Annotated in this window: 8 protein-coding genes; 5 read left to right on the top strand and 3 right to left on the bottom strand. The window is 71.8% G+C overall.

Annotated features, from left to right (window positions below; genetic code table 11):
• Nucleotides 1–39 precede the first annotated feature (39 nt).
• A complete protein-coding gene (locus ACE4Q9_RS06510) occupies nucleotides 40–1,035 on the bottom strand; it encodes an ABC transporter permease subunit (RefSeq protein WP_397983258.1) in 996 nt (331 codons plus the stop codon).
• 230 nt (nucleotides 1,036–1,265) lie between these two features.
• Between ACE4Q9_RS06510 and ACE4Q9_RS06505 the strand changes: the two genes are divergently transcribed.
• Nucleotides 1,266–2,462: an IS110 family transposase gene (locus ACE4Q9_RS06505; RefSeq protein WP_397983257.1), complete on the top strand. Its 1,197-nt coding sequence runs from the start codon at nucleotides 1,266–1,268 to the stop codon at nucleotides 2,460–2,462.
• Nucleotides 2,463–2,464: 2 nt separating this feature from the next.
• On the opposite strand, the gene ACE4Q9_RS06500 is transcribed toward ACE4Q9_RS06505, so the two are convergent.
• A complete protein-coding gene (locus ACE4Q9_RS06500; RefSeq protein WP_397983256.1) occupies nucleotides 2,465–3,424 on the bottom strand; it encodes an ATP-binding cassette domain-containing protein in 960 nt (319 codons plus the stop codon).
• The gene (locus ACE4Q9_RS06495; RefSeq protein ID WP_397983255.1) at nucleotides 3,421–3,810 is read right to left on the bottom strand and encodes a GntR family transcriptional regulator; all 390 of its coding nucleotides are present in this window, start codon (nucleotides 3,808–3,810) and stop codon (nucleotides 3,421–3,423) included. Before ACE4Q9_RS06495 ends, ACE4Q9_RS06500 begins: the two co-directional genes overlap by 4 nt.
• A gap of 159 nt (nucleotides 3,811–3,969) precedes the next feature.
• Between ACE4Q9_RS06495 and ACE4Q9_RS06490 the strand changes: the two genes are divergently transcribed.
• From ACE4Q9_RS06490 to ACE4Q9_RS06475, 4 genes are all read left to right on the top strand, one after another.
• Entirely contained in the window at nucleotides 3,970–4,458 is a 489-nt protein-coding gene (locus ACE4Q9_RS06490; RefSeq protein ID WP_397987138.1) for a GNAT family N-acetyltransferase, read from the top strand.
• Nucleotides 4,459–5,443: 985 nt separating this feature from the next.
• Nucleotides 5,444–6,502 (top strand): DNA topoisomerase IB, encoded by a 1,059-nt coding sequence (locus ACE4Q9_RS06485; RefSeq protein WP_397983254.1) that lies wholly within the window; start codon nucleotides 5,444–5,446, stop codon nucleotides 6,500–6,502.
• 527 nt (nucleotides 6,503–7,029) lie between these two features.
• Entirely contained in the window at nucleotides 7,030–9,231 is a 2,202-nt protein-coding gene (locus ACE4Q9_RS06480) for a hypothetical protein (RefSeq protein ID WP_397983253.1), read from the top strand.
• A 79-nt stretch (nucleotides 9,232–9,310) separates the two neighbouring features.
• Nucleotides 9,311–15,373 carry a hypothetical protein gene (locus ACE4Q9_RS06475; RefSeq protein WP_397983252.1) on the top strand — a complete coding sequence of 2,021 codons (6,063 nt, stop codon included), beginning with the start codon at nucleotides 9,311–9,313 and terminating at the stop codon, nucleotides 15,371–15,373.
• Nucleotides 15,374–16,004 lie beyond the last annotated feature (631 nt).

The raw sequence follows: 16,004 nt of genomic DNA, 5'->3' as shown, positions 1-16,004 counted from the left end.
GTCGGAGCCGGCGGCGGAACGCGGAACGGGCGGCGGAGTTCAGAGCCGGCGGCGGCGGACGGACCGGAAGACGAGGAGGACCGCCAGCGCGGCCGGCGGCACCGTCAGCGCCGCCTGGGTCCACTGCATGGGCCACAGCTGCCCCGCGCTGTGGTAGACGTCGAAGACCCGTGAGCCGTCGGGGCAGCCGGCGGGCCCGCACTGGGCGTACGCCAGGCGGCGGCCGTCCGCGGTGACCACGGCGTCCCGCAGCAGCCAGTCGTCGGGGCTGAGGTCGTAGCCGTGCGGCGGGAACCGGGTGAGGGCCGGCTGGAAGAACCGGCGCAGACCGGTCAGCAGGGAGAACAGTCCCGCGTAACCGGCGAGGGCGCAGACCACGGCCGGGACCGTGCGCCGCGTCAGTTCCCCGGCCAGGACACCGATCGCGAAGGCCAGCGGCGTCGCCGTCGCGAGGACGGGACCGAAGGAGGAGTACGGCAGCGCCGAGAACGCGGAGGAGTCGTTGGTGAGCGCCGGCGAGGTGACCGCGTGGAGGCGGGTGCCGAGGGCGGCGGTGACGAGACCCACCACGACGGACGCGCCGCCCAGCACGAGGAGTTGACCGGTGAGCCAGCGCTGCCGGGGCACCGACTGCGTCCACAGCAGCCGGTGCGTGCGGCGCTCGTACTCCTGCGCCAGCAGCGGCGCGCCGAGCAGCGCGGCGACGAGCGCGGGCACGGCCACGAGGGCGGACTGCGCGTGCTGCACCGCCTGGAGCGCGTCGGAGACATGGTGGGCCGTCGCGGCGCACCGGTCGAGGTAGAAGAGGTGGTCGCACGAGCTCGCGGCGCGTTCGGCACGGGCCCGCGCCATCGCGTCCGCCGTGCGCACCACCCACACCGCGAGCAGGGCCGAGGAGACCGCCATGACGGCGAGGGCACCGCGGTGGCGCCGCAGGCTCAGCCGGACCAGGGCCCGGTACGGCACCGGCTCCGGGAACAGGGCCGACCGGTCGAGCCGGACCGGTACGACCGGCAGGGGGGAGGAGACGGTCATGCCGCTCTACCTTCTTCCTGGGTCTGCCCCAGCCATTCGTAGGGTTGTGGCACCCAGGGGAGCTGGGTGTGGCTTTCATGCCGCTGCCGACCGTGGCTCCGGTGGCTTGGCCGCCCGGCTCCCCACGACGACTCGGCCGCCGATTGGGAAGTGCGAACAGGTCGCTGTGTAGAGCAATGCCGGCGAGGTCGTCTGTGGTACGCACTACACGCACGACGAGTTGGAGCACGATGAGCCGGATATGGGCCGGGACCGACTGCGGCAAGACCCATCACCACTGTCTGGTCCTGGACGCCGAGGGCGAGACCCTGCTGTCGCGGCGGGTGGCCAACGATGAACTCGAGCTGCTGAAGCTGATTGGTGACGTTCTGGATCTCGCCGACGGCCGGAACGTCACCTGGGCGATGGACATGACCGGCGGCGAGCCGGCCCTGCTGATCGCTCTGCTGGTCAACCACGGCCAGGAGCTCGTCTATATCCCGGGCGTTGTGGTCAACCGGGCCTCCGACGGCTACCGCGGCCAGGGGAAGACCGATGCCCGGGACGCCCGTGTCATCGCCGACCAGGCCCGCATGCGCCGCGACCTGCAACCGATCCGTGCCGGTGACGACGCCTCCATCGAACTGCGGCTTTTGACCGAGCACCGCGTCGACCTTGTCGCCGACCGAACTCGCGTCACCAACCGGCTCAAGACCTTGCTGACCAGCATGTTCCCGGCTCTGGAACGAGCCCTGGACATGGGCACCGCCGGTGCCCTGATCCTCCTGACTGGCTACCAGAGCCCCGCGGCGATCCGCCGCACCGGTCTGCGCCGGCTGACCACCTGGCTGACCAACCGCAAGGTCCGAAGCGCCCAGGCCCTCGCCACCAAAGCAGTGGAGGCCGCCGAACGGCAGCACACCGCCGTTGCGGGCGAGGCCGCCATCTCGCGGATGGTGCTGACCCTGGCAAAGGAGGTGATGACCCTCAACGAGAAGATCAGCGAGACTGACAAGCTCATCGAGGGCCGGTTTCGCGAGCACGAACTCGCCGAAGTGATCCAGTCGATGCCCGGCATCGGCACGGTCCTCGGCGCCGAACTCCTCGTTGGCATCGGCGGCAGCCTGGACGCGTTCCCCACGCCCGACCGCCTCGCCGCCTTTGCGGGAATGACCCCCGCACCACGCGACTCCGGGAAGATCAGCGGAAACCTGCACCGCCCACAGCGCTACCACCGACGCCTGCAACGAGTCTTCTACACCTCGGCCCTGGTGAGCATCCAGTTCGACCCCAACTCGCGAAGGTTCTACGACCGCAAACGCGCCGAAGGCAAACGTCACACCCAAGCCGTGATCGCGCTCGCCCGCCGACGCGTCAACGTTCCGTGGGCCCTGATCCGTGACCGACGGTGCTACCAAGTGACACCTCCTGTCACCGCAGCGGCTTGACTTCAGCATTGGGAAGCCACCGTCCCGCCGCCGTCGCCGTACCCGCCCGGCCGCATGCCGGGGGCGAGCCAGCCCGCGACGGAGGGGGAGCGCAGATAGGAGACCACCATCTCCTCCAGGCTGGGGAGTTCGGCGTCGGTCTCCCGCGTCCGCGCCTGCCGGTCCACCCGGACGAGGGTGAGGTGCCGCGGCTCGGCGTCCACCGGGTCCACGGGGTGCACCCGCCACGGCGCCAGACCCGCCTGGCACTCCAGCAGGCCGAGCCGGTCGAGCAGGCGGTGCGCGCCGAGGAGTTCGGACAGCTCGCCGGCCAGCCGGATCCGGCCGCCGTCGATCAGCAGCAGGTGGTCGATGGCCTCTTCGAGGTCGCCCAGTACATGGGAGGAGAGCAGGACGGTGCCACCGCCGTCGGCGACGTCACCGAGCAGCAGGCCCAGGGCGGCGCGGCGGGCGAGCGGGTCCAGGTCGCTCAGCGGCTCGTCGAGGAGCAGCAGCCGGGGCCGCTTGCCGCGGGCGAGGGCGAGGGACAGCAGGGAGCGCTGGCCGCCGGAAAGGGAACCGGCCCTGCTGGTGAGCGGGATCCGACCCAACGCCAGCAGTTCCTCGGCCAGTTCGCCGTCCCAGCGGGGATTGAGGTCGCGGCCCATGGCCAGCAGCTCGGCGGCCCGCATCCGCGGGTACAGGGGGCGGTGCTGGTCCACGAAGGCGACCTCGCCGAGCAGCGCGTCCGCGCCGGCCGGCTGCCCGAGCACGGTGAGCCGGCCCGAGTCCGGACGGATCAGCCCGGCCGCGGCCGACAGCAGCAGGGACTTGCCCGCGCCGTTCGGGCCGACGATCCCGCACACCGCGCCGCGCGGGACGCGGAAGGTGCAGTCGGCGAGCAGCTGCCCGCGCCGCCCGCCCCGCCCGGCGCACAGCCCGACCCCCTCCGCCTGGACGGCCGCCGCGGTGAGCGTCGTCATCGCGTCCGCTCCGCGAAGCAGGCGTCCCCGACGGAGACGACCAGGGCCATGACGTCCTCCCGCTCCAGGCCGTGCTCCCTGGCGCGGGTCATCCACTGCTCCAGCTCCTGCCGCAGACCGGAGCCGTCGACCCGGTCGGCGCTGCCGAGCGTGCCGACCACGAACGTGCCCAGCCCGGTCCGGGACTCGACCAGGCCCCGCCGCTGGAGCTCCTGGTACGCCCGCAGCACGGTGTTGCCGTTGACCGCGGCGGTCTCGACCACCTCACGGGCCGTGGGCAGCTTGTCGCCGGGCCTCAGGACGCCCAGCCGCAAAGCCTGCTCGGTCTGCTCGATGATCTGCTGATAGGCGGGGGTGCCGCCGGCTCTGCGCAGCTGGTACTTCACGAGGTAACCCTTTCCCTAATTGATTAGGGAAAGTAGTCACCGCCTGAAGAGGTGTCAAACCGCGTCAGCGAGGAGGTGGGGGAGGGACAGCCGGGCGCCCCCGTCCCGAGCGGCCGACCCGCCGTACGGAGGCGCTCGCCGGTACGACATACTCGCCCGATGGCGCCACGTACTTCTCCGGCCGGCCGGCCGGTCACGATACGGCGGGCCGTCGCGCGGGACGCCAGACGGCTCACCCGGCTCGTGCGTGCGTCGGAGGCGTACGAGGGCAAGTACGCGTCCGCCGTCGCGGGCTACCGGGTCGGTCCCGACTACATCGAGGCCCACCGCGCCTTCGTGGCCGTCGCCACCGATGAGCAGGCGGGCCGGGTCCTCGGGTTCTACTCGCTCATCCTCGCACCGCCGGAGCTCGACCTGCTGTTCGTCGCCGACGAGGCGCAGGGGCAGGGCATCGGACGACAGCTCGTCGCGCACATGCGGTCCGAGGCCCGCGCCGCCGGGCTCGACCGTCTCAAGGTCGTCTCGCACGTTCCGTCCCAGGACTTTTACCACCGCGTCGGCGCGGTGCGGACCGGGACCGCGCTCGCGAACCCGCCCGCCGTGCCATGGGACCGTCCCGAATTCGAGTTCCGCATCGCCGCGGAGTGACGCGGCGGCACCGGAGCCGTAAGCAAGGTGCCGGAGCCGTAAACAAGGTGCCCGGCCCGCCGGGGGTTCCGTCACCCCTCCCGCTGCTCGTCCCGCTGCTCGCCGGCGTCCGGCCGCAGTGCCGCCAGCAGATCCCCGGTACGATCCGCCGCGCCCCGGCGCAACCCGGCGCCGATCTCGCGGGCGCCCCCGGCCGGAGGTCCGGCACCAGTCCCACCAGTGGTCGAGCACGGACTCCTCCAGCTGCTCGACGGGCACCAGCGCGGGCCACCCGCAGGCCCGCGCCTGCGCCGTCACCTTCGCGCCGCCCTCGACCGGGTCGACGACCACCGCCGGAACGCCCGCCCGCAGCGCGAGCACCATGCCGTGCAGCCGGTCGGTGACGACCAGGTCGAGCCGGGAGAGCACCGACTCCAGTTGGGCGGGCGCCGAACTCAGCCGCCAGTCGTGCACATCGAGCCGGGTGTCCAGCTCCAGGCGCGCGCAGTCCAGGCCGGACAGCCAGCGGGTCACCTCGTCGGCGACCCGCGCGTGCCGCCGGCGCGCTCCGTACTCGTGCTGGCCGTGGGTGAGGATGACCCCGGCCACCGGGCGGGCGGGGAGGACGGGCGCGTCGGCCGCCAGGTCCGGCGTGGGCTCCGCGCCGGGGGCGTCCCGCGCCAGCACCCGGTGGAACCCGGTGACGGCGGGACTGCCGGCGTCGACCACGGAGGTGCCCACGGCGATCCGCACGCAGTGCGGGTACCGCCGGTGCAGCTCCTCGATCTGCGGGCCGTGCAGCGGACCGCAGACGAAGACCAGGTGGGAGTAGTCCTCGGGGCGGACCTGCGTCAGGGACGGCCCCGCCGACCGGAAGCCGGGACTCCAGGCGACCTCGAGCTCCAGCCCCGCCTGCCGCAGGGCCTCCTGCACCCGGTTCAGCGCCAACACGTCCCCGGCGGTGGCCTCCCCGTCCAGGAAGCTGAACCACCCGGTCAGCAGGAGGATGCGCCTTTACCACAGCCGTCCCACCGACCCCGGATTCCGCCGCCTGCGCCATGGCCGCGGCTTCCGCTACCTGGACCCGCACGGCGCCTCGCTGCGCGATCCCGGGGAACTGGCCCGGATCCGGGAACTGGTCATTCCGCCGGCCTGGCGGGACGTGTGGATCTGCGTCAGGGCCAACGGGCACCTACAGGCCGTCGGCACGGACGCCGCCGGCCGCCGTCAGTACCTGTACCACCCGCGTTTCCGCGCGGAGCAGGAGCAGGCCAAGCACGAGCACGTACTCGACGTCGCCGAAGCCCTGCCCGCGGTATGCGAGGCCGTCGAGGGGCATCTGCACGACCGTGGGCTGACCCGGCACCGGATCCTGGCCACGGCCGTACGCCTGCTCGACCTCGGCTTCTTCCGCATCCGCAGCGACCGCTACGCCGAACTGAACGACAGCTACGGCCTCACCACGCTGCTCCGCGAGCACTCCCGCTGCCACGCGGGCGCGGTCCTGTTCACCTACACCGGCAAGCACGGCAAGGAGATCGTCCAGACCGTCGCGGACCCCGCCGCCTGCCGCTGCCTCACCGCGCTGCGCCAGCGCCGGGGCGACGGCGACCGGCTCCTGGCCTACTGGGAGCGGCGCTCCTGGCACACCGTGACCGGCGACGACGTCAACGCCTACCTGAAGGAAGTGGCCGGCCTGGAGATCACCGCCAAGGACTTCCGCACCTGGCACGCCACCGTCATGGCGGCCGTGGCGCTGGCCGTCTCCCAGCCCGTGGCCCGCAGCGAGAGCGCCCGCCGCCGCGCCATCGCCCGCGCGGCGCGCGAGGTGGCCGGGTACCTCGGCAACACGCCCGCGGTCTGCCGGAACTCCTACATCAACCCCCGGGTGATCGAGCTGTACGAGGAGGGCATCACGGTCGCCGCCGCTCTGCCACACCTGGGCGACGAGGGAGCCTACGGCGTCCCCGCCACTCGGGGCCCCGTCGAACGGGCGGTCCTCGGCATGCTCCGCGACGGACACCCGCCGCAGGAGTCCGGTGTTGTTGACGCCGTCAATGAGTGACCCCTTTTCGCGGCGGCCTGGACCGGCCCGCCGTACGAAGCGCGATGGGCGACGCGGCATTTCCTGGCCGAGGTTGAGGGCGTGCTGGTGGATGACGATACCGGCGTGCCGCACGGTATGGGCGGCGTGGGACGTTCCCCTTGGCGTAGACGAGATGTCCCTCGGGCAGACCGAGAGCGGCTCCAGCCAGCCGGGCCAGGTCTCCGACTCCACGAAGATGCCGGCCTCGATCAGCCGGTACGACGACGGCATGCGGACGGGGAAGGACGGCACGACCTCCCGGCGACCCGGCGACCGGCTCACCGGGACTCAAAGCTTCCGCTGTCGGTCATAGCGGAATGATGAAAGTGCCACGGGAAACCCACGGATGGGCATAGTCTGCGGAATTACCGCAGGCGGGCCGAGGTGACCTGTAGTGCGGCGGAGGTGTCATGGGTGGGGACCCTTATGCGTCGGCAACGGCCAGTGAGCGCGGGGGGAAGGAGGTTCCGGATCCGTACGGTGACCAGCCCCTGCTGACCTCCACCATGACGAAGGGCTACGACGCCGTACCCGACCAGGAACGGGACCGGCTGCGGCACTATCTCGAAGCCGTTGTCGCGGCCCGGCCGGCGCCGGTGCACACCACCGTCGCCTTCAACGCCGCCTACTTCGGGTACGACCTCGGCGGTGAGGGCTATGGCGGAAGCCCACTGCGGCTCGACGACTTCCCCGTGATCACCTTCGGCGAGCGCGCGCCTGTGCTTCCGGTCGGCGCCATGGTGTGCGTCGCCACCGGGTCGGACCCGCTCTACGCCGAGATCGTCTATCGCGAGGGCGCCCACCCCCGGGTGGGCGCCCTCGGCGACGTACCGGCCTGGGTGTCGGGGGCGCCCGCAGGCGCCGAGGGTCCGGGCAGGCCGGGGAAGGACCCCGCGCCGCAGCGCAGGGAACTCCTCGTCCCGGACCCGCAAGCCTTCGGCCCGGCCCTGAGCCTGTCACCGGCCCAGCTCCACCGCTTGCGTACGCGTCGGCGATGGATCAACGAGGACGGGCATGTCGTCGTCGACGTCTGCTATCCGTCACCGCAGGCGGCCCGGTGCGACGAGCTGACGGCCTACACGGACCATCTCCTGACGACGGCACGCGAGCAGTTGCTCAGCCCCTTCGTTCCCGTGTCTCTCGCCGCACTGGTGGGCGGCACGCGCGGCGACGACCTGCGGGCAGGGCTGCTGGGTCTTCTCGACACGGTGCGCGGTGTCCTCAACTCCAGTGCTCGCCTGCGTACATGGGGTGAATACGCCTTGACCCGGGCCTCCCTCGCGGACTGCTGGCGGGACACAGGACCGCTGGGCGGCGATGACATGAGGTCCCTCGCGGCAGCGGTGGAACACGCGGCCACCCCAGGCAGACGACGCTACGGCCTCACCGCTCCGGTCACCGTGTTCACCGCGGTCGGACCGCGGCTTCGCGGGTTCCCGGGGGCGACGGAACTGCTCAGGGGAGTGGGCTACGCCGCCGCTGTGTGCCGGGCGAACGTGGCGCTCGCCGACGTCGTGCACGGGGACAGCGACCAGGGTCTGTTCGAGAACGGCTCCCGGATCACTCTCGACGACGCCTTCGAGGGGGGAGGCGTGTGGCGGTCCCACCATCCCGGTGCTGCGGAGGCGCCCGGAGATCCCCTCGCCCCCGCCGGACGCGGCTGGCAGTCCACGGTGTCCGTGCCGCCGGACCCGGAGCCGGAAGCAGAGCTCGAACCCGTCGATCTGCCTCTCGCCGACGACGCCTTCCTGGGCATCGGCGAACTCCTGCGGAACGACGCCGAGGAGATCGCCTGGCGGGCACCCTTGCGGCTGGCCCATCTCGTCGACGGCTGGTTCCCCTTGCATCCGTACGTCGTGCAGGACCTCCGTCGGTCCCATGGCACGCGCCCCGCGGTCCGCCTCGAACTCGACCACGTCGGCGAGGCGTTGGACGAGAAGGAGGCGACGCAGGACGTCACCGCCGAACTCACCGACGACTCGGGCCGGTTGACCGAAATCACCTGGCCCCGCGACTTCTTCCCCGGTCTCATGTTCGAGCTGCGCTACCTCCACGGCGGTACGGTGATCCGCCTGGCCACGACGCGGCTCGGGGAACGGGTCCACGTCGGTGACCGTGAGACGGGGCACTGTTACGACCCTCGCGTGCTCACCAGGGAGGACGCCCCGGGCAGTGACCGCCATGGTGACAGCGCGGTCGGGCTCGGCCCCCGCCGGCTGGTGATGCGCACCGTGCGCCGTTGCGGCCTGCTCACCCTTGACGGTCACGCCCTGATGGACCGCTCGGTCCTGCCAACCGCGGTCTACGGCCGCCGACCGGCCCGGTCGCAGGCCGACGCCCTCGAATCGGCCGTCGCGGAACTGCTCGCCGAACGGCTTCTGGAGCCGGCCCTCGGCAGCCGGGACGCCTGGGGCCAACCGCACTTCCCGGCGCGTGACAGGGAGCCGATGATCCCTCTCATCGGCTACCGCCCGGTACAGCGGCGGGTGATACGCCCCTGGGGCGGCACGGACACGGAACCGGACGGTGCGGGGCTGCTGGCGGCCCAGTTCGTCTCCGGTCACCTCCGCCGCCTGCGGCCGGGTTGCTCGCCCAGCGACGTTCAGCGAGCGGCCTTTCGGGAGTACTGCCGCAGGCTGGGAAAGGCGGACGGCTGGGAGCTGCCGTACGGCTACACGTTCGTGACCGAGCACACGCGTGGCCGCTGACCTTCCACGGCTTGCGCGCGTCCATGGCTTCGGCCCTCTCTCTTCTTTCCATCACCCCACGGGAACGGAGTTCGTGTACATGCAGGACCGCTACCACGTCGTCACAGGGCCACCGTGGTCCCCGCCGAGCGTCTCGGCCGAGGACCTCGACGGCCTGGCCACCGCGCTCAACGCCTTGGACTCCCCGGCCGTCGCCGCCCTGAACGACCTCACGGCGGACATGGTGGAACTCGCTTTCAACTCCCTGCGGCCCAAGCAGCGCCAGGAGTTGCTCACCAATCTGGGCATCCGTATGTCGGCCCCTCGACGGGTGAGCAGCGCCCTGTGCCGGGACGTCCTCGCCAGGCTGCGGCGCGAGTCGCGGCAGCACACCTGCACATGCGGGATCAGGAGCCTCACGGTCACCGTGATGAACCAGGTGGGCGACTTCGTCCTGGCGGGGGACGGGGAGCCGGTTCCCGACCCGGTTGCCCGGTGGGGCGCCACGCTGGTCCGGGCCACCGTGTTCGCGTGGTGCAACGCCTCCGTCACCGACGCCCACCTCCTTGCCTGGGCGGCGGACCAGAACTGGTTCGGGGCGACGGCCGACGACGAGGAGTCGGCCCGGCTCGCCGCCGTCGGCGCCGCGGCGCGGTCCCTGGTGAAGGCATACCCCGATGTCGCCCTCGGAGCGGCGGAAGAGGACGGGCTGGCGCTCGTGGAGGACAGTGAACCAGCGCGCGCTGTCATAGCCGACCGGCCGCGCATGAGCACCCCCGCCCCGGAGACCGCGGCAGCGGACCCCGGCACCTCGCACGAGGAGATCGTTCCCGCGTCTGTCGGTACCGGGACCGAGGTGGAGGCCCCCGAGGAGGCATGCCGGCAACTGGAGAGCGCCCTCGCGAGGGCCCGCCAGGCCGCGGAGAAGGTCACCGGGGCGGTCATGGACGGCCGCCCTCCGCAGGGCGAGGACCTGGCTCCGCTCGCCGCGCTGAGCGCTGTCTTCGACGACGTGGACGCGGTGTTCCGGGGCGCCGGGATCGAGGGGATCCCCCGCCGTCTGGAGGACATGACGCATGCCGCACGCGCGTACCGCAACGCTCGCGAAGCCGATCTCCAGGCCCGCCGACCGCTGCGGGAACTCCTGGATGTCGCCTGCCGCCCGGACAGCTCCGTCGCTGCCGTCGCTGCCGCCGAGGCCGTGCGGGGCGCGGCCCGCCGCCTGCTGGACGTGCCGGCCTGGGGGGAGCCGCAACGGGAGGAGAGCGCCGCGCTGGCCGCCCTGGCCCGGCTCATCAGGCTGGGACGGCAGGAGGATGCCGCAACGGAGATCCTGGCACTGCAGGGGCAGGTCGTACGGGTCCTGCCCGCGTGCGCCATGGCGGTGCTCATCGCCCCTGAGCTGACGCTGGACCAGCCGACGGACGGTGACGGTGACCCGCAACCGGCTGGGACCGCCGAGGCGTACGGCGCCTCTGAGCCCGCCGCCGAGACCACCGCAGGGCACGGAACCGTACTATCGGCCGCACAGACCGAGGCGATCGCGCCCCAGCCCGCATCCGAGCCGGAAGCCACGACGACCACCGAGCCGGTCCACGCCCCCGCCGAAGACGCCGCGCCGGCCGCCGACAGCGACCCGGAGCCCCCCACGTTTGCCGACACGCCTGTCCAGACGCCCGCTGCTCCCACGGTCTCTCCCGCCGAGCACACGCCCGGCCCGGAGGCGACCCCGGCCGCGGACGACTTGGCCGATGGGGCCGCGGCCGAGCGGGCCCTGGCGCAGCTGGTCGTGGAGCGGCGCTTCGGGCTCGCCCACCATGTGGCGAAGGCCGCCGGCCACCCCGAGCCCCAAGTGGCGGCGCTCCGACTGGCCGGTGCCGCCGCGCTGCTGACCTCCGGGGACAGCCAGAGCGCCCGGCTGACGGCGGACCTGCTCCAGGAGTACGGCGGATATGCGGGCCAGGACACCGAGGGCAGTGAACTCCTCCTGCTGCCCGCCCTCCTGCGTACCGCGCTGATCACCGGCGACCACACCGCGGGCGCTCAGCTCAAGGCGCTGGTGCCCCGGCTCCCGGACCGGCTGGGGGAGGCGGCGACCGCCGTCGCCGACCGTGCCCTCAGCGGCGCCTTGTTGATCGCTTCGCCGCTGGTCGCCGACGTCTCCGAGACCGAGGCCCGGCTGAGGGAGCTGCGCGATCAGAGCCGTGCCCTGCTCACACCGCAGCGGCTGCGGTTCGCACGGGCGACGGAGATCGCCAAGCGCTGGCTCGCTCCCGGCGACGGGATGCTCGGATCGCTGCTCACGACCGTCGTCGGCGACAACCGGGAAGCACTGCAACAGGCGCGGGAGCAGGTCGACCGGCTGTCGAAGCTGGCCGAGGTCAACAGCGAGATCGACCGCATGGACCGCAAGTACCGCGCGCCCAGCGGCAAGCCGCTGCAGGGCTCCGGGCGGCAAGACCTGGTGCATCTCGTGGAGCGGGCCGTCAGCCTGGTCAAGGAGTGGTGCCTGGCGGTCGACGGCACCCGTCGCAGCGACCGTTCCGACGGCAACAGGGCGGTCAAGGAGATCTCCTCGCTGCGCCAGTCCCTGCTGGACGGCAGGCAAGCGGCGCTGGGTGAACTGGAGGGGCTGGCGCGGCGTCCGGACGCCCTCTCCGGCGCGATGGCCTGGGCGGCCCACGCCTCGATGGAGGAGCTGTTCGCTCTGCTGGCCGGCGACACCGTGACCACGCGTTCCGTTGGTTCCGTCGACCCAGCGCTCGTGCTGGACGCGGAGCGGCTGAAGGTGTGCGACACCCGTGACGAGCCGCTGTCACTCGGCGAGTTGCTGACCGCGGTCCACCGGAGCTGGCAGGAGGCCCTGGACGAGCGGCTCTCCCACGACGCGTTCACCGCGGCTCGGGACATCGTCGAGCTGGCCGGACGCGGGTTGCTGCCCGCCGCCGGGGCGGGGGAGTTCGTCCCGCCCGAGGAAGTGGAGATCGCCGACCGGGAGACCGCCCGGCGCACGCAACTGCGGAAGGCACACGACGCACTCGTCGCCGAGCTGCACCGCGCTCAGGCCGACGGCGCCGTGACCGAGGACCAGGACCTGCGCCTTCAGGAGCTGCTCGCCGACGCCCACAACCGCCTCGAAAGCGCCGACCGGCACGACCTGCTGCACGTGCGGCGGGCACTCGACACGGTACGGAGTGGCCTGCCGGCCTTCCGGCAACAGGCGGCGGACCGGATCCGGGCCCGGCTCGACGCCCTGGACCCCTCCGTGGAGGAGCGGGCCCAGGTCCTGCGGCGCCTGGAGACGAACGACCTGGCCACCGCCGCCGACCTCGTCTACTTCCTGGAGATCGGCGAACCCGTCCCGGAGATCGAGGGCGGCGAGTCCCATCTGACCGAGTTCTTCCCGCTCGTGCCGGACGGCCTGCCCGGAGGGATCGACCGCGACCTCGTTGAGCTGGTCCGGTCCGGCGGCAAGCATCCGATGCTCCCCGTCCTGGACTACGGCGGTCTCTCCACCGACGAGGCGGCGCTGGCGGCCGACGCTCTCGACGAGTGGCGCGCGCTTGCCGCAACGGAGCGCAAGGACAGGCTCCAGGTGGCCCCGACGCGGCAGGTGCCGCCCCTCCTCAAGCTCCTCGGCTATGACGCCAAGAGCGCCAGGCCGCTCGACGACCGGTCCCAGCACCGGCGGGAATACCGTCTCTTCGAAGCGACCGGCGTGGAGATCAACGGCAGGGCGAAGGCGCCCGCGTTCGGCTCGCAGATCAAGGAGCAGGGCGGCAACCTGCGGGTGATGATGGTCTGGGGCAGGCCGCCCGCCAAGGTCGTCATGAGCTGGGCGGAGCGCGACACCAGCGGAGCGAGCCTTCTGGTCGTCTACTTCGGCACGCTGAGCCGCGAGGCCCGAGCCGAACTCGCCGCCGGCTCCGACCGGTTGCAGCCGCTGCTGGTCGTGGACGACGCCGCCCTCGCCTATCTCGCTGCCTGCGGCAACCGCCAGGTCAGCGCCGCCACGCAGACCCTGCTGCCCTTCTCCGGCGTCAACCCGTACATCAGGGAGAAGCGCGGCCGGATCGGCGGCGAGATGTTCTACGGCCGCGACGCCGAACGCAAGAGCATCCTCGACCCGCGCGGCACCCAGGTCATCTACGGTGGCCGGGGCCTGGGCAAGTCGGCACTGCTCGCCGACGCGGGGGAACGGTTCATGGAGCAGCGTCCCGGCTATCACCAGACGGTGTACGTCAACCTCGACCAGGAGAACATCGGCAAAGGCAGCTCACGCGGGCCGGAGGCGCTGTGGAGCGTTCTGCTGAGGGAGCTGAGCGTGGCACAGGTACTCGATGAACGGCAGCAGGGACGTGGAAAGCGACATGAGATCTCCGAGCGGGTGCGCGCCGGCATCCGGACGTGGCTGGACGGGGACTCCCGTCGCCGGCTGCTGATCCTGCTCGACGAGTGCGACCAGTTCTTCGAGGCCGACGCCCCGCGGTTCGACCAGACCAAGAAGCTCAAGGGCCTCGGGTCCGACACCAAGGACGCGGCGAAGGTCGTCTTCGCAGGACTTCACTCCGTGCAGCGCTTCTCCAAGCTCGCGAGCAACGGACCGTTCGGGCACCTCGCTCAGACCCCCAAGGTCATCGGCCCGCTGGCTCCCCAGTCGGCTGCGGAACTGCTGGTCGAGCCGATGCGGGCGCTCGGGTTCGAGTTCAAGGACCTGGATCTCGTCAACCGCGTCCTCGGATACTGCTCGTACCAGCCGTTCCTGCTACAGATGTTCGGGCACCGGCTGGTCGAGCTGATGCACCGCAAGCGGGCGCGGCGCGGAGCCGGGGAACCCCCTTATGAGGTGGAGGTGACCGACATCGAGATCGTGGAGGCGGACGCCGCGCTCCGGGACGGCATCTCGGCGGCCTTCAAGGACACGCTGAGCCTCGACCACCGCTACGACGTGATCGCCAATGTGCTGGCGTACCACGCCCGCCATCACGGCCTGGAGGTGCGGCTGAGCGACACCGAGCTGCGTGAGGAGTGCGAGACCTACTGGCGCAAAGGATTCGAACAGCTCGACACCGAGGGCTTCCGCGCCTACCTCTCCGAGATGGTCGGTCTTGGCATCCTCGCGCCCAACCACGACGGCCTGGGATGGCATCTGCGCGGTCCCAACGCCCTGCGCATGATCGGTACCTCCCACGAGGTGGAGGCCCGTCTGCTCAGGGCCGAGCAGGACTGTGAACTGCAGGAGAGCATCGTGCAGGAGGGCCGCCCCGAGCTGCCCGACGGCAGGCCGGCTCCGCTGACCAACACCCAGCTCGACGACCTCCTGGGCGAGCGGTCCAACCGGACCAGGGTGGTCCTCGGCACCACCGCCACCGGAGTCACCGACGTCGCACGGACCTTGCGTACGATCGCCGGACCGATCGACGGCTGGACGCTGCCACCGGTCGGCAAGCCCAGCGCCTACAAGCAGGAACTCACCGGCGGCCGCCCCCGTGAACGACGGGTCGTCATCAGCGACTTCGTCAACTACCGGGACCCCGTCCGGCCCGAGACCTGCCGGGAAGCCGTCGACCTGGCCGAGACGCTGTTGCCCGCCACTCCGGGGGTCACCCGAGCGGTCGTACTCGTCACCGACCCCGCTCAGCTCGCCCTGTGGCGCTCTCTGCTGGGGGGAACCGAACCCACCTCGGCTGCCCCGGTGGTGTTGCGTCGGCATGACCACCGTAGCCTGCGCGGCTGGGCCCAACGCGTCAACATGTTCCATACGGAGGACCGACTGGAGCGTCTCCATGAACTGACCGGCGGCTGGCCGCTCCTGGTCGGCCGCGCCCACCGCCTGCACGAGGAACTGGGCGACTCCGACCAGGTGTTGCGCCGCCTGGCGGGCCTCCGCGCGAACCGGGGCGAGGCCCGGGAGTTCGCCGAGGCGACCGGCGTGTACGCGGATCCCCTGCTGACCGCCGGGTACCGGGCCCTCGGCGACGAGTTCACGGACGGCTTCTTCGACCTGGAGGGCGCGGTGACCGCCGTCGCGCTCAAGATCGATGACGAGGACGAGGCGCGGTGGATCGTCAGCTGCCTGGACGCGCTTCAGGTGTTCGATCGCGAGGATACCCAGCTGCGCTTGGAACCACTGCTCCGTGAGTGCGTGGCGCTCCACGGATGACACCGCGTGACACCGTGCCGGCTGTCCGGTCGTTCCGGCGGCCGGTGCGGGTTCACGGTCGGGTTTGCAGTGGCCCGGTCGGAGACGCAGGCGAGAGCGGGTGGGTTCCTGCGTCTGTCATGCCGTCCTTTCGCTGGAGGTTCTCCTCTCCGAGCACGGAGGCGGGGACTCGGCGACACAAGACTCCAGGGTCAAGTCGCAGCGTGCGGCGCGGGAACTCTGCGATGCCTCAAACGGTATGCCGCCCGAGAGGTCTTCAATCTGGGCAGAACGATTTCCCGCATCCCCGCACCCCGGCAACGGGCGGGACGTGGCGCCGCGGCCATGGCGGCGGCCACCGCGGGACGGTCACTGGAGCACCTGCCTGACCTGGCGTCGGCCGGGTCGCCGGCGGCGCCCTTAGTGGCGGCCTGGTGCCTGGGGACGGCCGCCGGCGACCCGGTGGTTGGACAGGAGGCCGCGGCCCAACATCTAGATCAACACCCCAGGCCGGGACTACTCGCCGGGGTCCTGGATACGCTGGCCCGGGAAGGACGACGGACCAAACGCGGGGTGGGCGGATGGAGTTGACGCGCGGCGCCCTGGTACTGGGCCTCTCTCCGGAGTACGGCGGGAATGCCGGTGCAGAACC

This window comes from Streptomyces sp. AM6-12 (assembly GCF_044327085.1).
Classification (GTDB): Bacteria; Actinomycetota; Actinomycetes; order Streptomycetales; family Streptomycetaceae; genus Streptomyces.
Note: the sequence above shows the minus strand (reverse complement) of the source record. Positions and strands in the feature narration are given on the sequence as shown.